The organism is Pseudoalteromonas sp. CST2, assembly GCF_028599385.1.
GTDB classification, from domain to species: Bacteria; Pseudomonadota; Gammaproteobacteria; order Enterobacterales; family Alteromonadaceae; genus Pseudoalteromonas; species Pseudoalteromonas atlantica.
Genome location: NZ_JAQREO010000002.1, coordinates 49,186 through 73,756, shown reverse-complemented (window position 1 = coordinate 73,756; position 24,571 = coordinate 49,186). Strand labels below are relative to the sequence as shown.

The 24,571-nt window shown below is 40.7% G+C and carries 23 protein-coding genes; 15 read left to right on the top strand and 8 right to left on the bottom strand.

Annotation, left to right across the window (positions count from 1 at the left end; genetic code table 11):
* The first annotated feature begins 4 nt into the window (after positions 1 to 4).
* A complete protein-coding gene (trpB, locus tag PSH41_RS03010) occupies positions 5 to 1,189 on the top strand; it encodes a tryptophan synthase subunit beta (protein WP_054982687.1) in 1,185 nt (394 codons plus the stop codon).
* A complete protein-coding gene (gene trpA / locus PSH41_RS03005) occupies positions 1,186 to 2,007 on the top strand; it encodes a tryptophan synthase subunit alpha (RefSeq protein ID WP_004586796.1) in 822 nt (273 codons plus the stop codon). Before trpB ends, trpA begins: the two co-directional genes overlap by 4 nt.
* A gap of 63 nt (positions 2,008 to 2,070) precedes the next feature.
* Here trpA and PSH41_RS03000 read toward each other — a convergent pair whose 3' ends face one another.
* Both PSH41_RS03000 and PSH41_RS02995 read right to left on the bottom strand, forming a co-directional pair.
* Complete coding sequence (locus tag PSH41_RS03000; RefSeq protein WP_273588357.1) at positions 2,071 to 2,649, bottom strand: type 1 glutamine amidotransferase domain-containing protein; 579 nt, start codon at positions 2,647 to 2,649, stop codon at positions 2,071 to 2,073.
* Positions 2,650 to 3,050: 401 nt separating this feature from the next.
* On the bottom strand, positions 3,051 to 3,320 hold the full coding sequence (locus PSH41_RS02995; protein ID WP_273588358.1) for an HU family DNA-binding protein: 270 nt from the start codon (positions 3,318 to 3,320) through the stop codon (positions 3,051 to 3,053).
* Positions 3,321 to 3,492: 172 nt separating this feature from the next.
* On the opposite strand from PSH41_RS02995, the gene PSH41_RS02990 reads away from it, so the two are divergent.
* The gene (locus PSH41_RS02990; RefSeq protein WP_004586799.1) at positions 3,493 to 4,068 is read left to right on the top strand and encodes an inner membrane-spanning protein YciB; all 576 of its coding nucleotides are present in this window, start codon (positions 3,493 to 3,495) and stop codon (positions 4,066 to 4,068) included.
* Positions 4,069 to 4,135: 67 nt separating this feature from the next.
* Positions 4,136 to 4,777: a CPBP family intramembrane glutamic endopeptidase gene (locus tag PSH41_RS02985; RefSeq protein WP_024033448.1), complete on the top strand. Its 642-nt coding sequence runs from the start codon at positions 4,136 to 4,138 to the stop codon at positions 4,775 to 4,777.
* 68 nt (positions 4,778 to 4,845) lie between these two features.
* On the opposite strand, the gene PSH41_RS02980 is transcribed toward PSH41_RS02985, so the two are convergent.
* On the bottom strand, positions 4,846 to 6,270 hold the full coding sequence (locus PSH41_RS02980; protein ID WP_054982639.1) for a sodium-dependent transporter: 1,425 nt from the start codon (positions 6,268 to 6,270) through the stop codon (positions 4,846 to 4,848).
* Positions 6,271 to 6,456: 186 nt separating this feature from the next.
* Between PSH41_RS02980 and PSH41_RS02975 the strand changes: the two genes are divergently transcribed.
* The 5 genes from PSH41_RS02975 (at position 6,457) to PSH41_RS02955 (ending at position 9,578) form a co-directional block, all read left to right on the top strand.
* Positions 6,457 to 6,759 carry a YciI family protein gene (locus tag PSH41_RS02975; protein ID WP_004586802.1) on the top strand — a complete coding sequence of 101 codons (303 nt, stop codon included), beginning with the start codon at positions 6,457 to 6,459 and terminating at the stop codon, positions 6,757 to 6,759.
* A 155-nt stretch (positions 6,760 to 6,914) separates the two neighbouring features.
* Positions 6,915 to 7,178 carry a PepSY domain-containing protein gene (locus PSH41_RS02970; protein WP_024033445.1) on the top strand — a complete coding sequence of 88 codons (264 nt, stop codon included), beginning with the start codon at positions 6,915 to 6,917 and terminating at the stop codon, positions 7,176 to 7,178.
* A 3-nt stretch (positions 7,179 to 7,181) separates the two neighbouring features.
* Entirely contained in the window at positions 7,182 to 7,856 is a 675-nt protein-coding gene (locus PSH41_RS02965) for a response regulator transcription factor (protein WP_004586804.1), read from the top strand.
* Positions 7,850 to 9,187: an ATP-binding protein gene (locus PSH41_RS02960; protein ID WP_004586805.1), complete on the top strand. Its 1,338-nt coding sequence runs from the start codon at positions 7,850 to 7,852 to the stop codon at positions 9,185 to 9,187. The genes PSH41_RS02965 and PSH41_RS02960 overlap by 7 nt, the downstream gene beginning before the upstream one ends.
* A complete protein-coding gene (locus PSH41_RS02955; RefSeq protein WP_029772701.1) occupies positions 9,174 to 9,578 on the top strand; it encodes a hypothetical protein in 405 nt (134 codons plus the stop codon). The genes PSH41_RS02960 and PSH41_RS02955 overlap by 14 nt, the downstream gene beginning before the upstream one ends.
* A 109-nt stretch (positions 9,579 to 9,687) precedes the next feature.
* Here PSH41_RS02955 and PSH41_RS02950 read toward each other — a convergent pair whose 3' ends face one another.
* Positions 9,688 to 10,722: an AI-2E family transporter gene (locus PSH41_RS02950; RefSeq protein WP_024033443.1), complete on the bottom strand. Its 1,035-nt coding sequence runs from the start codon at positions 10,720 to 10,722 to the stop codon at positions 9,688 to 9,690.
* Positions 10,723 to 10,892: 170 nt separating this feature from the next.
* On the opposite strand from PSH41_RS02950, the gene PSH41_RS02945 reads away from it, so the two are divergent.
* Together PSH41_RS02945 and PSH41_RS02940 are read left to right on the top strand one after the other, a co-directional pair.
* A complete protein-coding gene (locus PSH41_RS02945) occupies positions 10,893 to 11,786 on the top strand; it encodes a TIGR01777 family oxidoreductase (protein WP_273588359.1) in 894 nt (297 codons plus the stop codon).
* A gap of 433 nt (positions 11,787 to 12,219) precedes the next feature.
* Entirely contained in the window at positions 12,220 to 13,092 is an 873-nt protein-coding gene (locus tag PSH41_RS02940) for a GGDEF domain-containing protein (RefSeq protein WP_273588360.1), read from the top strand.
* Positions 13,093 to 13,142: 50 nt separating this feature from the next.
* Here PSH41_RS02940 and PSH41_RS02935 read toward each other — a convergent pair whose 3' ends face one another.
* Together PSH41_RS02935 and PSH41_RS02930 are read right to left on the bottom strand one after the other, a co-directional pair.
* Entirely contained in the window at positions 13,143 to 15,695 is a 2,553-nt protein-coding gene (locus tag PSH41_RS02935) for a glycoside hydrolase family 3 protein (RefSeq protein ID WP_273588361.1), read from the bottom strand.
* Positions 15,695 to 16,969 (bottom strand): sugar MFS transporter, encoded by a 1,275-nt coding sequence (locus tag PSH41_RS02930; RefSeq protein ID WP_273588362.1) that lies wholly within the window; start codon positions 16,967 to 16,969, stop codon positions 15,695 to 15,697. The genes PSH41_RS02935 and PSH41_RS02930 overlap by 1 nt, the downstream gene beginning before the upstream one ends.
* Positions 16,970 to 17,492: 523 nt before the next feature.
* On the opposite strand from PSH41_RS02930, the gene PSH41_RS02925 reads away from it, so the two are divergent.
* From PSH41_RS02925 to PSH41_RS02915, 3 genes are all read left to right on the top strand, one after another.
* On the top strand, positions 17,493 to 18,824 hold the full coding sequence (locus tag PSH41_RS02925; protein ID WP_273588363.1) for a GH1 family beta-glucosidase: 1,332 nt from the start codon (positions 17,493 to 17,495) through the stop codon (positions 18,822 to 18,824).
* Positions 18,825 to 18,884: 60 nt separating this feature from the next.
* Positions 18,885 to 20,213, top strand: a complete 1,329-nt coding sequence (locus PSH41_RS02920; RefSeq protein WP_054982646.1) for a glycoside-pentoside-hexuronide (GPH):cation symporter — start codon at positions 18,885 to 18,887, stop codon at positions 20,211 to 20,213.
* Between the two features lie 63 nt (positions 20,214 to 20,276).
* Positions 20,277 to 21,281: a LacI family DNA-binding transcriptional regulator gene (locus tag PSH41_RS02915; protein WP_096739481.1), complete on the top strand. Its 1,005-nt coding sequence runs from the start codon at positions 20,277 to 20,279 to the stop codon at positions 21,279 to 21,281.
* A gap of 52 nt (positions 21,282 to 21,333) precedes the next feature.
* Here PSH41_RS02915 and PSH41_RS02910 read toward each other — a convergent pair whose 3' ends face one another.
* Both PSH41_RS02910 and PSH41_RS02905 read right to left on the bottom strand, forming a co-directional pair.
* A complete protein-coding gene (locus tag PSH41_RS02910; protein WP_273588364.1) occupies positions 21,334 to 21,999 on the bottom strand; it encodes a DUF2987 domain-containing protein in 666 nt (221 codons plus the stop codon).
* Positions 21,992 to 22,801 (bottom strand): glucosaminidase domain-containing protein, encoded by an 810-nt coding sequence (locus PSH41_RS02905; protein WP_273588365.1) that lies wholly within the window; start codon positions 22,799 to 22,801, stop codon positions 21,992 to 21,994. Before PSH41_RS02905 ends, PSH41_RS02910 begins: the two co-directional genes overlap by 8 nt.
* A gap of 265 nt (positions 22,802 to 23,066) precedes the next feature.
* Here PSH41_RS02905 and PSH41_RS02900 point away from each other — a divergent pair, with 265 nt between their 5' ends.
* Complete coding sequence (locus PSH41_RS02900) at positions 23,067 to 24,359, top strand: anti-phage deoxyguanosine triphosphatase (protein ID WP_273588366.1); 1,293 nt, start codon at positions 23,067 to 23,069, stop codon at positions 24,357 to 24,359.
* Positions 24,360 to 24,571 lie beyond the last annotated feature (212 nt).

Genomic DNA, 24,571 nt, shown 5'->3' with positions numbered 1-24,571 from the left:
TATAATGCAAAATCCAGCTTATTTTGGCGAGTTTGGCGGTATGTTTGTACCTGAGCTACTTGTCCCTGCGCTTAAGCAGTTAGAGAACGAATTTAACAAAGCACAAAAAGACCCTGAGTTTGAGGCTGAGTTTACAAAATTATTAAACGAGTATGCCGGTCGCCCTACGCCGCTTACATTAACGCGTAATTTAATTAAAAACCCTAAAGTTAAACTTTACCTAAAACGTGAAGATTTACTGCACGGTGGCGCACACAAAACTAACCAAGTACTTGGTCAAGCGTTGCTAACTAAACGTATGGGTAAAAAAGAAGTTATTGCCGAAACTGGAGCGGGCCAACACGGCGTGGCAACAGCCCTAGCCTGTGCATTACTTGGCTTAAAATGCCGCATTTATATGGGAGCTAAAGACGTTGAGCGCCAACAGCCTAACGTATTTAGAATGAAATTAATGGGCGCAGAGGTTATTCCGGTAACAGCCGGCTCTGGCACATTAAAAGATGCGGTAAACGAAGCGCTCCGCGACTGGTCTGCAAACTACCAAGACGCTCACTACTTACTTGGTACCGCAGCGGGTCCTCACCCATTCCCAACAATTGTACGAGAGTATCAAAAAATCATTGGTGAAGAAGCTAAACAACAAGTACTAAAAGCAGAAGGACGCCTACCAGATGCCGTACTAGCCTGTGTTGGCGGTGGCTCTAATGCCATTGGTATGTTTACTGACTTTATTGACGAGCCAAGTGTAAAACTTATTGGTGTAGAGCCTGCAGGTAAGGGCCTAGATACCCACGAGCACGGCGCTACAATTTGTAAAGGTACTAAAGGTATATTGCACGGTACCTATACGTACATTATGCAAAACGACGATGGCCAAATTGAAGAGTCATACTCAGTATCTGCCGGTCTTGATTACCCAGCAGTTGGACCACAGCACGCGTTTTTACACGAAACAGGCCGTGCTCAATATGTGGGTATTACCGATACAGAAGCCCTTGACGCGTTCCAAGCACTTGCTAAAAACGAAGGCATTATTCCAGCTCTTGAATCAAGCCATGCCCTTGCTTATGCGCTTAAATACGCCGAAGAGCAAACAGAAGAAAGCATTTTGGTGGTTAACTTAAGTGGCCGTGGCGATAAAGATTTAACCCACGTACACAGTGTTTTATCACAAGGAGGTCAACTATGAGCCAGTTAAATACAGATCGTTACGGTAAAACCTTTGCTGCACTTAATGAGCAAAAACAAGGTGCATTTGTACCATTTGTTACCATTGGCGACCCAGGTAAAGAGCAAAGTATTGCCATTATTAAAAGCTTAATTGACGGCGGCGCGGATGCACTGGAGCTAGGTATTCCGTTTTCGGACCCAATCGCTGATGGCCCCGTTATTCAAGCGGCGAATATTCGTGCTCTCGATGTAAACATTAACACGCAAGATTGCTTTGATATTATTAAAGAAATACGCGATTACAATGCAGATATTCCAATTGGCTTATTATTGTATTCTAACCTTGTGTTTAAACGCGGTTTAGAAACATTTTATAAAGATGCTAAAGCGGCGGGCGTAGACTCTATTTTAGTTGCTGATGTACCACTGCATGAGTCTAAAATGTTTAGAAAAGCAGCCATGGCAAACGGTGTAGACCCAATATTTATTGCCACACCCAATGCCGATGACGATACTCTGCGCCAATGTGCATCTTACGGCCGTGGCTACACGTATTTATTATCGCGTGCGGGTGTTACCGGCACCGATACTAAAGCGCAAATGCCAGCGGGTAACATAGTAACTAAATTAAAAGAATACCATGCAGCCCCTGCTTTATTAGGCTTTGGTATTTCTACTCCCGATGATGTAAAAGCCGCCCTAAATGCCGGTGCAGCTGGTGCTATTTCAGGCTCAGCTGTTGTTAAAATTATTGAAGCCAACCTTAATGATTTAGACGCGATGACAACGCAGTTAAAAGCGTTTGTAGCTGATATGAAAGCGGCCACCGCACTGTAAAAGCTTAAAATTTACGCATTAAAAAAGGGCATTTAAAATGCCCTTTTTTATTAAGCTCTACACTTAGTGAGCTTGATGCTTACCTTCTAAAATTTCTTCAATAAATTTTGCATTAAATGCTTCTAAATCTGCAGGACTGCGGCTTGTTACTAAACCTTGGTCTACACTCACCTCTTCATCAACCCAGTTTGCACCAGCATTGATTAAATCACTTTTAATACTCGTGAATGATGTAACGGTACGGTCGCGTAATTTATTAATTTCGGCAAGTAACCAAGGGGCATGGCAAATAGCTGCAACGGGTTTGTTTTTCTCGGCGCCAAAAAAACCGTCTATAAACGCTTTTGCGTGCTTATCTTGGCGTAACGTATCAGGGTTAAATAAGCCACCTGGCAGCATAAGCGCATCGTAATCGCTGGCACTGGCATTTGTAACAAGTTTATCTACGCTTACTTTGTCGCCCCATTTATCTTCATCCCAGCCGGTGATTTCACCCTCTTTTACCGACACAATATCGATATCGGCGCCGGCATTAAGTAAAGCATCACGTGGAGATAATAGCTCACTTTGCTCAAAGCCATCGGTAGCTAAAATAGCAATTTTTTTACCTTGTAAACGAGTGCTTGTTTGTAATGTAGACATAGAGATCTCCTTATTGCGTTTAATAAAATGTTTCAATCACCCTAATAAAAGCATAACCGATGCCAAATTTAACCTATTGAAAATAATGGATAATATAAATTAAAGCTGTCAAAGCTATGTAAATCATTTAGAGGGTTTGAACAATCTACATAGCTTAATTTAAAGTGCGTATTAAAAACCAGCACACAAGCTTTGCTTATAAGATGAAGTCGTTAGGCATTAAACTAAAAGTTGGGTATTTATTTTGTAGACGCACCCTATTAGCGGGGTGCGCCGAACTATAATTTTATGATTAATAGCGCTAACTAAATCTAAAAAGGTAACCAGGCTATTAACAAGTATTGGTTGCAGGAACTAGTCGCTGGTACTGATCACTGGTACCGGTCAATGCAAGTTGCTACTTAAAGGAGATCTTTTAATGCTTTGGCAGGTTTAAATACGGGTTTGTTAGCGCCTTCTATTTCAATGCTTTCGCCTGTTTGCGGGTTACGCCCAGTGCGCGCTGGGTAGAAGCTTAAAGCGAATGTACCAAATCCATTAATTTGCACTTGGTCGCCTTCAGATAACGATTTAGTAATTACTTTTTGTAAGCTAGTAAGGGCTGCTTGTGTGTCTTTTTTTGTTAGTTCACTGCGTTTTGCTATTTGGGCAACAAGTTGTGCTTTGTTCATTGTAGGCTCCTAAATGCACACTTAATCAGTGTTGGTTAAGCGTGGGAATATGATGATGGATAATTAAAGCCACGCAGGCTAAGGCTTACAGGGCAACAAGTCAACCTTGTAGTTGCCTAGTGTTATGTGGTAAAAACTTCCCTGACTTCTTTTTGTATAATTTAGGTAGTATATGCACGCATTGATTGAATACATCCCGCTAATATTATTTTTTGCGGTATTTAAATTAGTTGATATTTACTGGGCAACAGGCCTTTTAATGGTCACTACGCTTATTCAAGTTGCGTATAGCTACTTTAAGCACGGCCATGTACCTGCCCGCCAATGGCTATTTTTTGCTATTGCAGCGGTGTTTGGCACATTAACCTTAGTACTCCACGATGAGCAGTATATAAAATGGAAAGCCACGTTAATTTATGCCGGCTTAAGCCTTACCTTATTAATTAGCCGTTACGTACTGAATAAAAATCTTGTTAAAAAAGCCCTTAGCTCAATTCTCGAAAACGCCAACGACTCTAAACAGGCGATTGAAGTACCTGAGCCGGTGTGGAATAAGCTTAACTTAATGTGGGTTGCCATTACCGCAGGTATTGCAGTACTGAATATTTACATTGCGTATAATTTCTCACTCGATTTTTGGGTTAACTTTAAAGTGTTTGGTTTAATGGCCATTACTTTTGTGAGTATTTTGATCACTATTTTTGCTTTGTATAAATACTTCCCTGATGAAGAAGAACCCGCAAAGTAAAACACCTTCGTCATAAAAATGTCGTCTTTGCTTGATAGCGTGTAAAAAAAATCAATCAGAGACGACCTTGAACGCCAATCAATACCGCTGGTTTGAATTTACCCTAATATTTGTTTTATTGCCTTTAATAGGCTTTACCCTTCGTAGCTACCTAGCAAACTGGCTAATACCTGCACTGATTGTTTTAATGAGTGTGTGCTGCATGTTATTACTGAACGACCCTCACTTTAAGCGATTTAGACTTACAAGCCTGGGGCAGTTTTCTGCGGTAAAGCGCCGTTTATTTAGTTTCTTTTTTTTAGGTGCGCTTTTTTCAGGCGTGTTTTACGGCATTATTCATCAAGAAAACTGGTTTAGTATGCCGCTGCACTCATTTTATAACTGGTTACTTTTACTGCTTCTATACCCGCTGCTGTCGGTATTACCACAAGAGCTAATTTTCAGGACCTACTTTTTTCATCGCTATAAACGCATTATGCCCAAAAAAAGAGTGCGTATAGTGGTAAGCGCAACGGTGTTTGCCCTTGCCCATATTGTGTATGCCAATTGGGTGGCTGTAGGCTTAGCATTTTTAGGCGGGTTATTATTTTCGTTTACTTACGCGCAAAGCCGCTCAACCATAGTGTGTGTAATTGAGCATAGCTTATGGGGATTATGGATGTTTACACTGGGGATAGGCAGTTCATTAGACTCAGGAGCTATAAGCTAACAAGCTAAGCCGCTATTTTAAACACAAAAAAGCCGCGTTAATACGCGGCTTTTGAAAACTTTTTTAGCCTAAAAACCAAATAACTTAAAGGCAAAAAACTTAGTCGCTACTGTGTTTATAAATATGGCTAATAAAATAACCGGAATAAACGTAGAAAGCGAAAAGTTAACGTATTTCTCCATAAAGCTACCGGCGTAATTAGGTGAGCCTTGGCTTAGCTCATCTGTTAGGCGCGCTTTTTTCCAGCGGTACATAACAAATAAACACACCATTAAACCATTCAGTGGCAATATAGTGTCGTAAAATACATCATAAACAATATCAAAAAAGCTTTTATTACCGCTGCCGTAACTAGTAAACGACGTTAGGCTATCAACCATACCAAACGACATAGTACATAATATAGTTAGCACACCGGTGGCTAGCGTTAAAATACCTAAGGCTTTTTTACGGCTGATCCCTTTGCGGTCGCTAAGGGTCGCTGTAGGTACTTCTACAATTGATACAAGCGAAGTAATCGCTGCAAAAAACACTAATAAAAAGAACGAAAACGCTACTGCAGACGCGCCAAAGTAACCAATATCATTTTGTAGTGCTAATAAAATTTTAGGTAAGTATACAAATATCATCGATACAGACGAGTCAGAAAGCGCGGCTGGGTCGGTATTTGGATCAAAACTAAATATTGCCGGTAACACCATTAAACCGGCAACAAATGCCACTAATGAGTCGGTAATAGCTACCATTTTAGCACTGCCAACAATGTCATCTTTTTTAGATATGTAAGAGGCGTACGTCATTAAAATACCCATACCTAGCGATAATGAGAAAAACGCTTGGCTTAGTGCACCATTGAGCACGCTGGCGCTCATTTTAGAAAAATCAGGAATAACATAATATTTAACACCAGCCATGGCGTTATCAAGCGTTAATACATACGCTACAAGGGCAAGCAACATAACAAATAAAGCCGGCATTAAAAACTTAGCGGCTTTTTCTATGCCTTGTTTAACCCCACCCAATAAAATAAGGTTAACAATAATAACGACCACAGCCATGTAGCCAAAAACAGTGTAGCTATTTATAAAGCTGCCAAAATGGCTAGGATCTGCCAATGCATCTAAATTACCCATGGCGGTTTGGCTTAAGTAACCAAAAATCCACACGGTAATAACCATGTAAAATACGGCAATCATAAACGGCGTTAATACAGCCAAAAAGCCTGCAAACTTCCATTTTTTGTCGTTATTTGCCAGCGCTTTATACGAACCAAGTGGATCTTTTTGCGCGTTACGACCCATGGCCATTTCAGCCATCATTACCGGTAAACAAATAAAAGCAACAAACAAAGCGTATACAAGTAAAAATGCACCACCACCATTTTTAGTTGCCGACACAGGAAAACCTACTAAGTTGCCAATACCCACTGCCGAACCTGCTGCAGCCAGTATAAAGCCAAGACGGGAGCTAAAATGCTCTCTATTATTGCTCATGTATTAACCTTGTTATTTTTAAGTTATTCAAGCGACTCTACCAGTGTTGTGCCGCGCTTTTCAAGCAATTACACACTAAAAATAATTAATAACTGTAAACCTAGCTTTAACGGTAATTTGTTCACCAACTATCAACGTTGTGCTAGTATTTGCGTTATTAAACTTAACATTTTTTTGAGAATTACTATGTTGTACATGATTTATTCAACCGACGTTGAAAACAGCTTACCGCTTAGAAAAGAAGCCCGCCCCGCCCACTTAGCACGTTTAAGCGAACTTGACTCTCAAAACCGTTTACTTGTTGCCGGCCCACTGCCAGCAATCGACAGTGAAGACCCGCAAGATGCTGGATTTACAGGCTCATTAGTCATTGCCGAATTTGATTCACTTGAAAAAGCACGTGAATGGGCAGCCTCTGATCCATACGTTGCAGCCGGCGTTTACGCAAACACCGTTGTAAAACCATATAAAAAAGTATTACCAGCGTAACGAACACCCTGAATTTAAAACGTTATTTAATTCAGGGTTGGTTCACTGCTAATTAATTAAGCTGGCGAACGTAAAAGCGCATATTGGACGTTTTTACTTGAGTTTTAGTAGCTTAGTTAATTAGAATAGCTGGGTTTGATCTAGGAGTTCCCGTCATGCGTGTATTATTAACCCTTGGTTTAATTGCCTGTATTAGCGTCAGTGGCGCCGTACACGCAAGTTCGACTGTTACCAAAGCAGTTAAAAAAACTGAGATCAGCAAAAAGAAAGCCGTAATACTTGCAAAAGAAGAAACTGACGGTAAAACCTTAAAAATTACAGAACAAGCAAAATTTTATACTGTACGTATACTCAAATCTGACGGCCACGTCGTTGATTTACATATAAATAAAAAAACCGGCGAAGTGAAAAAGGATTAGCAAATGCGAATTTTAGTTATAGAAGATGATTTACACTTAGCAGACAACCTACGTAATGCTTTAGAGAAAGAACGTTACAGTGTTGATTTATGTCACGATGGCGAAGCTGGCCTATTCCATATTACAGAATACCCGCTAGATATGGCGGTGGTTGATTTAGGCTTACCAAAAATTGACGGTATTGAGCTAATCAATAAAGCACGTGCACAAGGCGTGACGATCCCTATTTTAATCTTAACGGCGCGCGACCGCTGGCAAGACAAAGTTGAAGGCCTAGATGCAGGTGCCGACGACTACTTAACCAAGCCGTTTCATGTTGAAGAATTAATTGCGCGTTGTAACGCACTTATTCGCCGCAGTGCTGGTAAAGCAAACCCTGAAATGACAGCGGGTCCAATTAAAATTCATACTCGCTCACAACAAGTTTGGGTTAACGACAAAGAACTTAGCCTTACGGCTTATGAGTACAAAGTACTTGAGTATTTAATGGTTAACCCGCAAAAAGTAATTTCTAAATCAGAACTTACTGAGCACATTTACGACCAAGATTTCGATCTTGATTCTAACGTTATCGAAGTATTTGTACTTCGTCTGCGTAAAAAATTAGACCCTGAAGGCACATTAAACCCAGTAGAAACACTACGTGGGCGTGGTTACAGGCTTAAAAGTCAGTGGTAGCATCGCAAATATCGCTTAAAATAAGGCAAGGATTTATCCTTGTCTTTGTTTTATTGGTGGCACTGCCTATTTTATTTTACTCGATTGGTAAAGCGTATTACGCCTCATTAGTCGAAACCACCGAAAAAAATCTAGAAGCCCACTTATACTCCCTTATTTCTGAAGTCGACTTTACTGAGCGCGGCATTATTATGCCCAGCACAATTTTAACGCCTGAGCTAAATAACTTAAATTCAGATACCTACGCCATGATTTACCGCGATGATGTACCTGTGTGGCACTCAGAGTCGGCAGTAAATGTAAACTTTAAACCCGAGTACATAGAGCCTAAAGCAGGTGCGGCCGACTTTAGACGTGTGGTTTACAACAATGCAGTTTACTGGCAATTAAGCCTAACGGTCATTTTAAATAATATTGACCAATCTGAGCAGGCACGTTTTATATTACTCAAACGAAACGATGCATTGCTAAGGTTAATGGATGGCTTTAAACAAACCCTAGTCGATTGGATGTTTATAATGGGTATTGCGATTGCCGGTTTAATGGCAATTGGATTTATTTGGAGCGGCCGGCCGTTACAACGTCTTGATAAAGAAATAAAAGCCATTGAGTCGGGCGATATTCAAGAAATTAAAGGCTTATACCCTGTAGAGCTGCAAACAATTAAATCAGACCTAAACTTATTACTAGAGTCGCAGCAACGTCAAAAAGAGCGCTACAGAGCCTCTTTAAGTGACCTAGCACATGCATTAAAAACGCCCCTTGCGGTATTAAAATCAAGCCCGCTTGCTAATGATGCCGATGCCCAAGAGCAACTTGATAGAATAAATGTGATGATCGAGCATCAGTTAAAGCGTGCAGCTACTGGCGCCTCAGATACATGGAAAAAACAAACCCCAGTTAAACCTGTGGTTGATTCTATTTTAAGTGCAATGGCCAAGGTATACCGCGATAAAGACATTATATTTAATTGTACCGTGACCGATAAAGATTACTTTTTAGGTGACCAAACAGATTTAATGGAGTTACTGGGTAATTTAATTGATAACGCCTGTAAAGCGTGTCGCTCGCAAGTAGAAATACAGGTCATTCAAAGTAAAACACTGTGCATAGGCATTAGTGACGATGGACCCGGTGTACCCGAGGATAAACGCGAGTCTTTATTAACCCGTGGTACCCGCCTTGATACTTACGAAAGCGGCCACGGTGTTGGTATGGCGATAGTCTCGGACTTGGTCAAATCTTATAACGGTCACTTAACGATTAATAAGTCGGACACCTTGGGCGGCGCACAATTTATTTTAGAGTTTAATTACAATGATAAAAAATAGCCTTTTAATCACACTTGCGAGCCTATTAGCACTAAGTGCTAATGTCAGTGCGCAAGCACAGTGTACGCTTGAGCAAAACGCAACGCCAAGCCAAACTAAACGCTATACGCAGTGTTTAGACACTCAAATAAATCAGGCTAAGTACAATCAGGGTACTTGGGTTCAAAAACGTAAATATGAACTCACTAAATTAGAAGAGCAAAGCGGAAATACGCAAATACTCATGTTGTTTAAGCGCAGCGTCGACAACCACCAAAAGTATATTGAAGCAAGCTGCCAATGGCGCTACATATTAAAACTGCCAAATGCCAGCCAAGCCGCTATTGATTACAAATTATGTGAACTTGCACTTATTGAACAGTTTACTCAAGTGCTTAAAAAGCCACTTTAAACGGGGATTAACCCCTATAAAAAAAGCGATTAATACTGTGTATTAATCGCTTTTTTTGTATCAATTATTTAATCAAATACGCAATTTAAGCTATTAAAACCAATTGATATTATTTATCGTCTATCGACTCACCAGTACCAAGTAGCGTGGCAACCCAACGCCCTTCATCACTTGCCTCTAGGGCTATTTTAACAATCATGGTAAGCGGTACCGATAGCAACATGCCTACAGTGCCTAATAACCAACCCCAAAATATTAACGACAAAAACACCACCAAGGTAGAAAGCCCAAGCCCTTTACCCATAAATTTAGGCTCTACAATGTTACCCATTACCGTATTAATAATTAAATACCCTGCACCTACAAGCCCGGCTGTTAATGGTCCTTGTGTGATCAGTGCTAACAATACAGCTGGTACTGCGGCAATAATAGAACCTATATTAGGAATATAATTAAACATAAAGGCCAACACGCCCCACAGCACAAAGTAGTCAACATCTAAAATCCATAAATAAAATGCTGCAATAATACCGGTGGCTAAACTCACTAATGTTTTAATTGCTAAATACGAATTAATAGAAACCAAAAAGCGGTCAATTTGCTCCATTTTTCTATCTGGGTCGGCAAGTGCCATATGAATTTTTTTGCTTAATGCAGGCCCTTCAAAAAGCATAAACACCACAGTTAAAATTATTAAAAACATGTTTGCCATTACGCCACCTAAGCCGGTAAGCATATTCGTGGCTACATCGACCATTTTACCTGGGTCAAACATAGAAAGAATTTGATCTCTATCGATTAAGATATTGTATTGCGATGCAAGATCGACCAGCCACACAAACTCTTCTTGTAATTGGGCTTTATATTCAGGAAGTTGCTGAGAAAAGTCGTTAACTGATTGTCCTACAAGGCCGCCTAAGCTAACACCTAAGCCCACAATGATAAGCACCACAATAACAACAGAAACCCCTTTAGGGATCCGGTAGCGACCAAAAAATGTGATCAGCGGGTTGCATACAATGGCAATAAACGCCGCCAAAATAAAGGGAATAATAATAACACTTGCGGCCTTAATACCGGCTAATACAACCACCAGGGCTGCAAATATTATTAAGCTTTTATTTACGCCAGTTAAACTTGCCAACGCGCCAATCCTTTTCTTATGAAATTCGCTTTAGTGTAAGGCAAAAACTAATTAAATGAAATATTTACAAAGTGATCGTTGTTTTTTAGTTAACGTAATAATTTGCATTAAGATAGTTTAAATAGTATACATTTTAAACAAATCGTACACTTAAAATTGGTAAGATTTTTATGCATATTTTTTTTACAGGCGCTACAGGCCTAATAGGTAAACACTTAACGCCTTTTTTGCTACATCATCATAAAGTAACCGTACTGAGCCGAAATAAAACCAAAGCCCATGTATTGCTTGGTCATAATATTGATGTAGTAAGCAGCGTTGATGAGGTTAATTTTAACCATGTTGATACCGTGATTAATTTAGCCGGCGAACCTATCGTCAACAAACGCTGGACGCAAGCACAAAAACAAACAATTAGAAACAGCAGAATAAACCTTACCACGCAAATCAGCGATGCTATTTTAAATTGCAGCACGCCCCCTGCTACATTTATATCTGGCAGTGCCATTGGCTATTATGGCCGCCAAGGCGATACTCCTGTAGATGAAGACACCGACGATGTAAATGATGAATTTAGCCATCAGCTATGCAAAGAGTGGGAGCATGCGGCACTAAAAGCGCAAAGTGATAAAACACGGGTGTGTTTATTACGCACGGGAATTGTACTTAGCAAAAACGGCGGCGCTTTAAGTAAAATGCTTCCTGCGTTTAAATTTTTTGCAGGTGGCCCCATTGGAGATGGGGAGCAAGGTATGTCGTGGATTCATATTGATGACATGATTCAACTGATTTTATTTATTATAAAACACACGTCGCTTTGCGGGCCAATTAACGCTACTGCACCCACCCCTGTTAGCAATAAAGTATTTAGCAAAAGTTTAGGTAAAGCATTGTCACGCCCTGCGGCCCTAACCATGCCAAGCCCTGTGTTAAAAGTGTTAATGGGTGAAATGTCTGATTTGCTCACTACTGGGCAATATGTAATACCCAAAAAAGCGTTAGCGCATAATTACCGTTTTCATTTTACGGATATAGATTCGGCTCTAAGAAGTTTAATAAAGTAGGTGTATTCAGCATAGATACACCTACTAAAGGTTATAAAAATACTACTTTAAGCTAGGTTACTGTAATTAATATAAGCTTTAGTATCTAGTCTCCATTAAAATAGTCGTTTTATAATAAAAGAACCTTTCTATGCTGCACTTACCAACCGTTATAAGCCTTTCTTTTATTTTAAACCTTATAATTGGGCTGTATTTTATCTCTATTTATCAATATAAAAAACAAACTAGTTTTTTATATTTTGGCCTAGCTTGTACCACCTTTACATTCGCCATACTATGCGCAAGCTTACGCGTGATCATTGCATGGCCGTTTATTACCCATTACTTTGCCAGTCTATTTATTATTGCTTGCCCACTTTTTTTAATTATGGGATTAAAAGCACTCAGCCCTTTAAATAAAAGCATATGCAGGCAAGTTAGCTATTTACTCATCATGGCTGCGGTTTTTTTGCTCGTAGTTTACAACACCGCAGCAGAGCAAGTATTGGTTAGTTTAACTGTGGCAGGGTTATTTTTGTATGCCTCGTATATTGTTTTAAGTACCCGCTTTATAGCAAAATTACAGCAACGTATGCTATTGCTTTGCCTATTAATGCACGCACTCGTTATGCTAATACAGGGAGTTTTATTACTGTTGCCGTTTTTTACTGCGCTCAACTTTAATTCTGCCTCTGTTTTGCAATTTACTTTGGCTGTACACTTAATACTTGCCACTAGCGCCGCCCTATTGCTGCCTTTTTTAGTTTTTGCCAATACAGAGTATACGCTCAACTCCCTTGCTAATCGCGACCCATTAACCCAGTTATTAAATAAGCGCGGTTTAAATGCAGTGGCCAATACGTTATTTAATAAAAATAATGCCGAGCATCCCCTTAGCATTATTATGGTCGATATAGACTTTTTTAAGCGCGTTAACGATGAATACGGACACGATGCAGGTGATGAGGCAATTAAATGGGTTTCGCAGCATATTGCAGCGCTTTTTTCTAACAGCGCAGTTACCGCACGTGTTGGCGGCGAAGAGTTTGCAATTTTACTAAGCCACTGCACTTTAAATGAGGCACAGTGCGCTGCAAACACCCTCAGAAAAAACATTAAAAACAAGCCCTTTAGCTATTACGGCAACACCATTTATTTAAGAATAAGCGCTGGAGTGGCATGCAGCGATACTCAAACAAGCTCTTTTAAATCGCTACTTAGTGCGGCAGATAAGCGCTTGTATATTGCTAAAACCACAGGACGCGACAAAGTTATATATGAATCTGCACAAAATCCTTTTATAAATAACAAACCGGTTTGCACATAAAAAAAGCCCTTCAATTGAAGGGCTTTGACATACACACTAAAACAAAATGATTACTGACATTTAAGCCCAGCAGAGTCTGCCTTATTAGGCACAAACTGAATGTTTGCTACCGACACTGAGGTTTTACTGCTTGCATGTAAACTAAACGGGCTTGTAAGGCTTGCAAAGTCTACGCCTTGGTTGGCAAAACAACGTAAGTCTACCGACACCGACTGCCATATATTTTTGATTGATTGATCAACCATTTTACTCAAGGCAATCGCACCACCACACTCACCTGAACAAGTCATAGCAAGGTTTACGTCATCGGTTAGTGGCTCATTGAGTTTAATATCAAAACTAATAACGCCATTAGCCTCTAAATACGTAATGGTATCTTCTGCAAAGCTTGTGACTATTTCAGCACTTGCCTTTTGCTCGCCACTAAAATTAAATTGGCGCGCGTCTTCTTGAACTGTTTTATCTTCAGTACGGTATTTAAGTGCACCCAGTTGATGAGTACTGCTTGATACATCTAATAGCTCATCGCCAGATTTAAGTAATAAACGCCACGGAGCAACCGGTGCGCCAACTAAAATATCCATACTAGTGAGTGCTGAGTTATCTAATTTAGAGTCTTCGTCTAAATTATCAGCCAATACATTTTTATCGCCATAAGTTAAACCAAAGCCGTACGGTAATAATGGGCTGTAATCGTCATCGCCTTTATTAACCGTTGCTTGTACTGCTGTTTTAGGCCATGAAAACGAAAGCTTGCCGCTAAAGTCATGTTGAATACTGCCATCTTTGGCTTTTAAAATAACATCGGCAATACCGCCGCCCTCTGTACCTGGCAACCATGCTGCTACAAATGCATCTGAGGCATTTAATTCACTGTTAACCCACATAGGGCGACCCGAAATAAATACTGATACAACCGCAATACCCTGCTCTTTTAACGACTTTAATAACGCGAGCGATTTTTTATTACCACGCTCAAATTCAAGGTTATCTCTATCGCCATGGCCTTCTGCATAAGGCTCTTCACCAAATACCACAACAGCTACATCTGGGCGCTGCTCATATGAGCCATCCACACTTAAAATGGCACGACCACCCGCCTGCGTAATTTGTTTTTCAAGACCTGCGTAAATAGACGTGGCACCAGGAAAATCAGCATTTTTGTTATTTGTCCCTTGCCAAGTAATACTCCAGCCACCCGACTGTTTACCTATATTATCGGCTCCATCGCCGGCAATAAGTACAGTTTGGTTTGCTTCAAGAGGCAAAATATTGTTTTTGTTTTTAAGTAAAACAAGTGATTCACGAACTGCCTGACGCGCAACTTCGCGGTGCTGCTGCGCACCAATTAGCTCAGTTTTACCCGAAAACTGACGCTTAGCTGGGCTTGGTTTATCAAATAAACCGGCACGCAATTTAACGCGTAAAATTCTACTTACTGCATCATCAATGCGCGACATGCTGATTTCGCCAGCTTTGACTTGCGCTATGGTGTTTTCGTACAGCGGCTTCCAAGCACCCGTTGGCACCATAAAAATATCAAGCCCCGCGTTAACAGCCTGTGCACAGCTTTCGTTTGTACAGCCTTCAATTTGACCGTGGCCGTTCCAATCCCCTACCACAAAACCATCAAAGCCCATGCGGGTTTTAAGCACATCGGTTAACAGGTATTTGTTGCCGTGGTTTTTAACTCCATGCCAGCTATTAAACGATGCCATAACCGACTGACTTCCCGCCGATAAGCCGCCTACATAACCTTGGGCATGTATATCAAACAAATCTTGCTCACTGTCGATATTATTACCTTGGTCATCGCCATCGACTGTGCCGCCATCACCTAAAAAGTGCTTAACGGTGCTAATAACACGTTTATCACTTAAAAAGTCGCCTTCGGCTTTGCCCTGTAAACCATTTACAATGGCAGCTGAATAATCGCGTACAATGCGAGGGTCTTCTGAATAACCTTCATAGGTTCTGCCCCAGCGGTCATCGCGCACAACTGCCACTGTAGGTGCAAATACCCAATCAATACCCGTTGCCATTACTTCAACCGCAGTGATAGCTGCTATTTGCTCAATCAATGCCGGGTTGTTTGCCGCACCTAAACCAATATTATGCGGAAATAAGGTCGCGCCAATTACATTATTGTGACCATGCACCGCATCGGTGCCCCACATTGTGGGTATTTTACTGCCATCAATAGAGTCATCTACCGACGCCTGATAAAAATCTTCAGCCAATTTTACCCAGTCCATTGGTGTTGCGTGTTTATCACCGTTAGGAAACGCACCGCCCCCATTTAGGTATGAGCCAAAGCCATATTTGCGCATGTCTTCAACGGTAATATCACGAATTTCTGGTTGAATCATTTGAGCTACTTTTTGCTCAAGTGTCATCGTTTTTAAATAATCTGCTATTTTAGCTTCAATTTTTGGGTCTTGCTTTACGGCAATATTAAGTTTTGGCCAAATTTTCTCTGTTTTAGACAACGCATTATTAGCTTCCGGAGTGGTTGTCGCGTCATTTGAACAAGCCGCTAAAATGCCTACTGATGCAATTAATGAGGCACGTGCTATTTTATTAAGTGAAAAAGGGGTTTTCATTATAGAGTCTCCTGAGCTTGAACTGGTTTGCTTCCGCTTAAACCATAAAACGCGATAAATAAGTAACAAAAAATAGGTAAAACATACGAAAGTTGAACACCCACACTATCAGCAAGTGCACCTTGTAAAAGTGGCACTATTGCCCCCCCTACAATCGCCAAGCACAAAATACCAGAGCCTTGCGCGGTATGCTTACCAAGGCCATTTAACGCTAAACTAAAAATAGTTGGGAACATAATAGAATTGAATAAACCAACCAGTAGTATTGACCACATTGCTAATTGACCCGACGTGCTCATGGCAATAACCACCAAAATAATAGCCATACTTGCGTTAAAGCCAAGCACTTTACCAGCGGGTAATTTTTGCATTACCGCGGCACCAATAAAACGCCCCACCATAGCTCCACCAAAATAATATGTGATGTAGTGAGCGGCAACATGCTCTTTTAATCCAGCAATATTTTCTTGGGCTAAAAAGCTAACTAAAAAACTGCCAATCGCAACCTCTGCACCTACATACATAAATATACCCACAGCACCGAGTGTTAGGTGGCGGTATTGCCATGCACTACCTTCAATTGTCTCTGACTTTTCAGCGGCTTCTTTTTGCTCATTCATTATGTCTGGCAATTTAAGCCATGCAAAAATACCGGCTAGTAAAATAAGCATGCCTGCTAATAGTAAATAAGGAAGTTGTACCGATTCTGCATTTTGTGCCGGCGTTAAAAATGCTTCAGATGCAGAGTCAAGAATCAAAAATGCACCAAATGTAGGGGCAACCGTCGTGCCTAGCGCATTAAATGCTTGCGTTAAGGTAAGGCGAGAAGACGCTGTTTTAGGGGGGCCCAATAAACTTACATAAGGGTTTGCAGAAACCTGTAACAAGGTAATACCGCTTGCCAGAACAAATAAAGCAAACAAAAATACCGGGTAATTATGTAGTGCCGCGGCTGGGTAAAAAAGCACACAACCACATGCCGCTATAAGTAACCCCACTACAATGCCTTTTTTATACCCTAATTTTTTAACTATATAGCCACTTGGCAGTGACATTAAAAAATAAGCCCCAAAAAAACAAAACTGAACCAGCATTGCCTGAACATAAGTTAAGTTAAATACCGCTTTTAAATGCGGGATTAAAATATCGTTTAAGCAGGTAATAAATCCCCACATAAAAAATAAAGTAGTTAAAGATGTTAATGCAAAACCATAGTTTTTATCTTGGTAGTTTTGCGTCTGTGTGTGTGTCGTCAGTGGTGCTGAACTGGCCATGGGCTCTCCGCAATTTATTATTATAAATTAGGGCGTGTTGTTCTTTGCGGATTGAGATTTGTTCAATCTAGGGGCGATTAAATCGCGGCGCGAGGTTTGTAACCTAGTGGGCTAAGTTAAAACCAAGCAACAAAGAGTTAATCGTCCCTAGAAAGAACCCGAAGGGCAACGCATGTTTGGCATTTATGCTGCGTTATCGCCTATTTATGGGGAATAACCACACTTCATAGGCTCTGCCTTGCCTAAAACCAAACATACAGCTGCAAATTCAACCATCAAAGATCAATACGCCCTAACACAAAAGTCGTTATTAAAAATTGCCGTGTAACCCAGCAACATTAAAGGGTTGACCTTCGTATCAATTAACACTAATCTAAAAATGTAAGCGCTTTCACGTGTAATTAAATACGAACATGTAACATATTTCAACAAGTTTTATTTTTTTATAAACGCGCCCTTACGCTTCATCGCAGTAAATACAGTGGCTATTTATGCATTTAAGGTTTAAAAAGGTTTGTTACTAATGACAAAATTATCGTTACCATCTCATTCACCTCTATTAACAAAAAGCTTTGTTTATGGTGTGGCTACGGCATCATTTCAAATTGAAGGCGGGTATGAGCATCGCCTGCCCTGTATATGGGATACCTTTTGCGATACACCCAACAAAATAGCCGACAGCTCAAATGGGCATGTTGCCTGCGATCATTACAACCAGTGGCAAAACGACATTGAATTAATAGACTCGCTTGGCGTAGATGCGTATCGACTTTCTATCTCTTGGCCGCGCGTTATTACCTTATCGGGCGAGCTAAACCCTGAGGGCGTAAAGTTTTATACTAATATTCTTGATGAGCTTAATAAGCGCAACATTAAAGCGTTTGTAACGCTATATCACTGGGATTTACCTCAACATTTAGAAGATAAAGGCGGCTGGTTAAATCGCGATACAGCTTATGAATTTGCTCGCTATGTAAAGCTTATTAGCCAAGCATTTGGCGAGCGGGTATTTTCGTACGCAACCCTAAATGAGCCATTTTGCAGTGCCTTTTTAGGCTACGAAGTAGGCATACATGCCCCAGGTTTAGTGGGCAAAGAGTACGGTAAAAAAGCGGCGCACCATTTATTGCTTGCCCATGGTTTGGCAATGGATGTGTTAAAACACACCTCGCCTAATACTCAAAATGGTATTGTGCTTAATTTTACACCTTGCTACCCCTTAACGCAGTCAGCAGAGGATATAAACGCAGCTCGTTACGCCGATGATTATTTAAATCAATGGTATATGAAACCAATAATGGATGGCCAATACCCAGAAATTATTAAACAGCTTCCTAGCAATCAGCAGCCTGAAGTCCACCCAGGCGATATGGACATAATTTCACAATCTATTGATTACTTGGGCATTAATTTTTATACGCGCCAAGTATACAAAGCACACCCTAGCGATATATACGAGCCACTTGCACCACAAGGGCCTTTAACCGACATGGGCTGGGAAATTTACCCGCAGTCGTTTACCGATTTACTTGTAACGCTTAACAACACCTACACCTTACCGCCTATTTATATAACCGAGAACGGCGCGGCTATGCCCGACACCATAAAAAATGGCGAGGTAAACGATGTAGATCGCCTAAACTATTATCATAGCCACTTAAATGCCGTTCACGATGCCACAGCGCAAGGGGTTAATATTATTGGTTACTTTGCGTGGAGCTTAATGGATAATTTTGAATGGGCTGAGGGCTACTTAAAACGCTTTGGTATTGTTTACGTTGATTATAAAACTCAGCAACGTACTATAAAAGCCAGTGGCCAAGCTTATAAAAGCTTGATACAAAGCCGTAAATAGCCAATAAAAGCTATTCGACTAATCGCATAAATAAAAATCAAAAAGCGAGAACCTAACATCATGATAAGTGTAAAAGAAAAAATAGCCTATGGCCTTGGCGATACGGCAAGTAATATTATTTTTCAAACAGTTATGATGTTTTTAATGCTTTACTACACAGATGTAGTAGGGCTTTCTCCAGCGGTGGTAGGCACCATGTTTTTAGTGGTTAGGTTGTTTGATGCCATCACCGACCCAGTTATGGGCAACTTAGCCGATAAAACCCAGTCACGCTTTGGCCATTTTAGGCCCTATTTATTGTGGCTTGCCCTGCCCTTTGCGCTTATTAGTATTTTAGCTTTTACCACGCCAGAGCTTGAAGGCACTGATAAAATTATTTACGCCTTTACTACCTACACCTTGCTTATGGTGGCGTATACCGCCATAAATATTCCTTATTGCGCATTAGGTGGCGTGCTCACTAACGATGTAAAAGAGCGTGTTAGCGTGCAATCTTATCGTTTTGTGTTTGGTATGTTAGGCGGCGTTATTGTTGCGGGCTGTACAATGCCAATGGTTGAATACTTTGGCCAAGGCGATAATGCCAAAGGCTACCAATACACCATGACGGCAATGAGCTTGCTTGGCTTAGTGTTATTTTTACTGTGTTTTTTTGGTACCAAAGAGCGCGTAGAGCAACCGCCTGAGCAAAACCTGTCGTTGTTTAAAAGTTTAAAAACCTTGATTAAAAACGATCAATGGCGAGTCCTGTGCGCTGCCGCGCTATTTTTACTCACTGGCCAAGTATTACGTTTAACCTTAGGGGTTTATTACGTTAAATACTATTTAGGGCAAGAAGATTTAATTACCTCCTTTATGACCCTAGGAGTGGTTGCCAGTATGGTTGGGTGTGCGTGTGCTCAGCCGTTGGCTAAGCGATTTTGTAAAATAAAAGCCTATATTAGTTTGCAGTTAATCGCTGCGGGCATATGTATTGCGAGCTATTTTATCTCCCCTGATAACATTACCTTGGCATTTGCTGCCTTTATTTTGTGGAAGTTTTTTTTAGATATGGCCACCCCGCTACTATGGGCAAAAATGGCCGACACCATAGACTACGGGCACCACAAAACTGGGGTAAGAATTACTGGCCTTGTGTATTCGGGCGTTATATTTTTTATAAAAATGGGTGTGGCGTTAGGCGGTGCAATTGCAGGCTGGCTGCTGTCTTTTTATAATTATCAGGCGCAAACAATGCAGAGCCTTGATACGCAGCAGGGTATTTTATTATCGTTTACTATTATACCGGCGTTTGGTTCTTTGTTTGTTGCATTTATTATGCGTAAATACACGCTCAATAACGCACAGTTAGCCTCTATACAGGCATCGCTAAAAACTAGTGCTAGTTAACATTTGGTGGGTACGGTATTATTTGCCCGCCAAAATAAAGGATATAAGTGAGTTAACAATAACATGGCCACAATTTATGAAGTGTCGGAGCTTGCTGGCGTATCGTTAGCTACAGTGTCACGGGTAATGAATAAAAACACCCGCGTAAGTGAAAAAACCACTAAAAAAGTACTCGATGCAATGCAGCAGCTGGGCTATAAGCCCAACTCTATTGCGCAATCGCTTGCCTCAAACAGAACCAACAGCGTGGGTATTTTGGTCTCAGAGCTTCATGGTCCTTTCTTTGCTCAAATGATGGCAGGCATAGAGTCAGCCCTGCGCGCCGCGGGTAAGCACGTTATTATTACCACTGGTCACAGTGAAGACGATAAAGAAAAAGACGGCATTGAATTTTTAATTAGCCGCAAATGCGATGCGCTAATTTTACATGTAGAGTCAGTCAGTGATGACTACCTAATTGAGCTAAGTAAAGGTAAAACCCCTATTTACCTTATTAACCGATACGTACATTCACTTGAAAGTAACTGCATTAGCCTAGATAACGAACTCGGCGGCTACTTAGCCAGTAAATCTATTGTTGAACAAGGCCACACAAATATAGCTTATATCGCGGGGCCGCAAGTTAAAGCCGATGCCAGAAACCGTTTAAAAGGCCATAAAAAAGCGCTGCACGAAAAAAACATCCCCTTTAATGAGGCGCTGTTTTACGAAGGTGATTTTAACGAAATTGGCGGCAGCAAAGGCCTTGAAAAACTACTCAACACGCGTATTCCGTTTAGTGCTTTAGTGTGTGCCAACGATGAAATGGCATCAGGTGCTATGAAATACGCCCGAGAGCATGGCTTTAATTTACCAAACGATTTGTCGGTTATTGGCTTTGATAACGTTATATTTGCCAATTATCTTTACCCTACACTTACCACCATAGATAACCCAGTAGAAGAAATGGGTGAAATGGCTGCAAAAATGGTGCTACAAGATGTGTATCAGTATAAAAACTTACACATAAACCGCGTGTTTGAACCCACCCTTATAAAACGTGACTCAACACAAGCACTGCCAAAATAACGCATAAAAAAACGGCGCTATATTAAGCGCCGTTTTTATTAAACCCTGCAACTTATTTTGCTATCCAGGGAGTTACTTTAACTACGTTTTCTATATCACCAAGCAGATTTACGTCATCTTCCCAGTTATCCTGTACTGCAAAGTAGCAGATTAATTTTTCGCACTGTATATGTGGGTTATTAAAGGTTACAGGCTCTTTAAATGTTACAGCAACGCCTTTTTGCTCTGGCAATAAAAACCACATAAGCTTACTAACAAAAAAGCCCGATAAATCGGTTAAAAGTTCATCTAGCTCGTTATTAATTGTATACAACGAATCTTTAGTTAAGCTAAGCCCTTCAAATTCGCTGGCCTCAATTTGCAATTTTAACTGACAATCGTGATCGGGGTTTTGTGGCTCTACAACAATAACGGCTTTATCCGTATCGAGCTGCTTATCAAACGGTAAAAGTAACTGTGCTTTATCGGTAAAATTAAGCGGGTATTCGTTATTTTCAGTTAAAATTGTGCCGCTTTTAATAGCACATGCCTCGTTTGTGGCAATATCGCTAATGTAAAAGTTAACCCGTGCATACTGAAAGTCGCCCTTGTTAACCACTTTTAATCTATCGTAAAAGCCATCGTACGACATAACAAACTCTTTGGCATTGACGGTACTTGCCGCCAAACTTAATAAAATGAGTATGGCATTAATATTTATAAGTCGTATTTTATTCATCAAAGTAAGCTCTATTTTGGTTAATCATGGTGTTTAGCTCTTCTATGTAGGCCTCGCCGCGCTCTGAGTACGACATTAAACCCTGCGTTAGTGCCGTTGCCGCAATGGGCTTTTGCTGTTGTCGTAAATCTTCGCGTATCAGGCGTAAATCTTTGTAGGCATTATGCGTGTTTATATTTCTAAAATACGAGCTTACTGCTGCGCGTACCGACTTAAATGCAGCAACTTCGTGCGCCGCTCCGCTATTGCGGCGTCTTGGCACCATACCGCACCCTTTTGAATAACACCATTGGCCAAAAAAATTGAGCCCTATGCGTGCAAAGCGTGATGTACCCCACGCTGACTCATTCGCCGCTTGCATTAGCGCAAGCTCTTTAGGAATAATATCAACACGGCGCAGCGCTTGGCTTAAAATTAGGGTGTTTACTGTTTCAGGTAAGCCATAGGCTTTTAAAATATTAACGATGTCGCGCTGTTGTTTTTTCTCGAGCGGTTCGTTGTATTCAAGCATCATACGCGCAATTTCTAACTTAGCGCGTTGCTGTAATATTTTTTTATTTTCAGCCTCAACATGTGGGCGAATAAAATCAAAAAATGCCTGTTTTTTCTCTTTTACATCAGCAAATTCAGAAAATTTAGGTAAGGTAACATTGTGCAGGGGTTTTTCTTTTTTCTTTACTTTTTTAGGTTGTTCACCTGTGGTTTGTTCTTCAACCTCGTGCTCATTACTTTGCATAAACGGATATGCAAGCGCCCATAAAAAAAATACGCTTAGTAACAGCTTTAAAATGGTTTTTAGCATGTAGTCTCTCTTTCAAACAACAATTATGTATGGGTAATACACACACATACGAAACCCCATTATACCTAAGCCACTATATAAACGCGAATAACTCCCTGTGTGTAACCCTTTAAGGGCCACGCTTTGCTAAAAAATGCTAAAGTGGCTGCTTGCGATAAATATATTATCCACCAGCTAAGGTTATGTACTTGTTCATTCGCAATTTATTAGGGCATGGGTATACTGAGCTTATACCGTGTATAACAACGTTTTGTGAGTAAGCAGTATGGATAAGCAATGGCAAAGCCGAATAATAGAACAGTATAAAAATCGCCCTAATGATAATCGCTCCCCCTGGCAGGTAGACCGCTCTCGTATAATTCATGCTGCAGCTTTTAGGCGCTTACAAGCAAAAACCCAAATTATGGGGATAGGCTTAAACGACTTTTATCGCACACGCTTAACGCATTCTTTGGAGGTATCGCAAATTGGTACCGGCATATTGCGGCATTTAAAAGCACAGCACAGCGATTTTGAACACTTCCCCTCTACCGGTTTATTAGAAACCTTATGTTTAGCCCACGATATAGGCCATCCCCCGTTTGGCCATGGCGGCGAAATTGCCTTAAATTATATGATGCGTGAGCACGGTGGATTTGAAGGCAACGCACAAACATTACGTACAGTCGCTAAACTTGAGCCTTACTCTAACGGCCACGGCATGAACCTAACGCGCCGCACATTGCTTGGCTTTATTAAATATCCCGCATTTATAGACGATTTATGGCACACCATTCCGAAGGTAAATAATACACGTTCATTTATAAAAGCAGATGATTGGCGCCCCGCTAAAGGCTTATACAAAGACGATGCACAAATATTTGAATGGATCATTGCCCCTTTAAGCGACAACGACAAAGCCCTATTAACAAGCCATACGCCAATAGATCAGTTCCGTGCAAAAACCCGTTATAAATCGTTAGATAGCGCCATAATGGAACATGCCGATGATATAGCATATGCAGTGCACGACCTAGAAGATGCCATAGCCACTAAAGTGCTGACACTAGATGATTGGCAAACACACGCATTACCCCACTTAAACGCGCTTAATTACGATTGGTTAAACACTAAATTAGACTCGCTTACCCAACGCTTATTTTCAAAAAACGATTTTGAGCGTAAAGATGCCATAGGCGAGCTGGTAAATATGTTTATTATTCATATTCATTTAGATGTTCAGCATGGTGATTTTGAGTGCCCTATTTTAAAGTACACTGCAAAGCTAGACCCACAGTACGAGCGCGTTTTACAAATACTCAAACGTTTTGTATTTAATCGCTTAATACGCGACCCAGAAATGCAGCAAATAGAGTTTAAAGGTCAAAACTTACTGATTGAATTATTTACCGCTTTTGCCAGTGACCCACTGCGTTTATTACCCGAAACAACGCAAGCGCTTTATCTAGACGCTGAAAAACAAAACCAAGGGATGCGCATAATATGCGACTACCTAAGCGGCATGAGCGATGAGTACGCCTATAAAACCTATCAGCGGTTATTCTCACCAGTACAATAAAAAGCCAAGAGCACATCCTGCTAAGCGTTTGGTTAAACGAAGAGCCTGTGTAAGGGGTTATAGCAAATAAGTAGGCGTGCGCAAAAGCCGTTATCGAGCCCACTCGGTTACAAACTTAGCGCCGCGATTAAATAACCTCTTGTTTGCAAAAATTTTTCCTGCAAAATCTAGCAGCCCTTGTATATTTAATAAACTATAAAAATAAGAGCATT

Coding starts and splice junctions, on each gene's coding strand:
- trpB (WP_054982687.1), top strand. CDS start 5: ATGCAAAATCCAGCTTATTTTGGCGAGTTTGGCGGTATGTTTGTACCT.
- trpA (WP_004586796.1), top strand. CDS start 1,186: ATGAGCCAGTTAAATACAGATCGTTACGGTAAAACCTTTGCTGCACTT.
- PSH41_RS03000 (WP_273588357.1), bottom strand. CDS start 2,649: ATGTCTACATTACAAACAAGCACTCGTTTACAAGGTAAAAAAATTGCT.
- PSH41_RS02995 (WP_273588358.1), bottom strand. CDS start 3,320: ATGAACAAAGCACAACTTGTTGCCCAAATAGCAAAACGCAGTGAACTA.
- PSH41_RS02990 (WP_004586799.1), top strand. CDS start 3,493: ATGCACGCATTGATTGAATACATCCCGCTAATATTATTTTTTGCGGTA.
- PSH41_RS02980 (WP_054982639.1), bottom strand. CDS start 6,270: ATGAGCAATAATAGAGAGCATTTTAGCTCCCGTCTTGGCTTTATACTG.
- PSH41_RS02975 (WP_004586802.1), top strand. CDS start 6,457: ATGTTGTACATGATTTATTCAACCGACGTTGAAAACAGCTTACCGCTT.
- PSH41_RS02970 (WP_024033445.1), top strand. CDS start 6,915: ATGCGTGTATTATTAACCCTTGGTTTAATTGCCTGTATTAGCGTCAGT.
- PSH41_RS02965 (WP_004586804.1), top strand. CDS start 7,182: ATGCGAATTTTAGTTATAGAAGATGATTTACACTTAGCAGACAACCTA.
- PSH41_RS02955 (WP_029772701.1), top strand. CDS start 9,174: ATGATAAAAAATAGCCTTTTAATCACACTTGCGAGCCTATTAGCACTA.
- PSH41_RS02945 (WP_273588359.1), top strand. CDS start 10,893: ATGCATATTTTTTTTACAGGCGCTACAGGCCTAATAGGTAAACACTTA.
- PSH41_RS02940 (WP_273588360.1), top strand. CDS start 12,220: ATGGCTGCGGTTTTTTTGCTCGTAGTTTACAACACCGCAGCAGAGCAA.
- PSH41_RS02935 (WP_273588361.1), bottom strand. CDS start 15,695: ATGAAAACCCCTTTTTCACTTAATAAAATAGCACGTGCCTCATTAATT.
- PSH41_RS02930 (WP_273588362.1), bottom strand. CDS start 16,969: ATGGCCAGTTCAGCACCACTGACGACACACACACAGACGCAAAACTAC.
- PSH41_RS02925 (WP_273588363.1), top strand. CDS start 17,493: ATGACAAAATTATCGTTACCATCTCATTCACCTCTATTAACAAAAAGC.
- PSH41_RS02920 (WP_054982646.1), top strand. CDS start 18,885: ATGATAAGTGTAAAAGAAAAAATAGCCTATGGCCTTGGCGATACGGCA.
- PSH41_RS02915 (WP_096739481.1), top strand. CDS start 20,277: ATGGCCACAATTTATGAAGTGTCGGAGCTTGCTGGCGTATCGTTAGCT.
- PSH41_RS02910 (WP_273588364.1), bottom strand. CDS start 21,999: ATGAATAAAATACGACTTATAAATATTAATGCCATACTCATTTTATTA.
- PSH41_RS02905 (WP_273588365.1), bottom strand. CDS start 22,801: ATGCTAAAAACCATTTTAAAGCTGTTACTAAGCGTATTTTTTTTATGG.
- PSH41_RS02900 (WP_273588366.1), top strand. CDS start 23,067: ATGGATAAGCAATGGCAAAGCCGAATAATAGAACAGTATAAAAATCGC.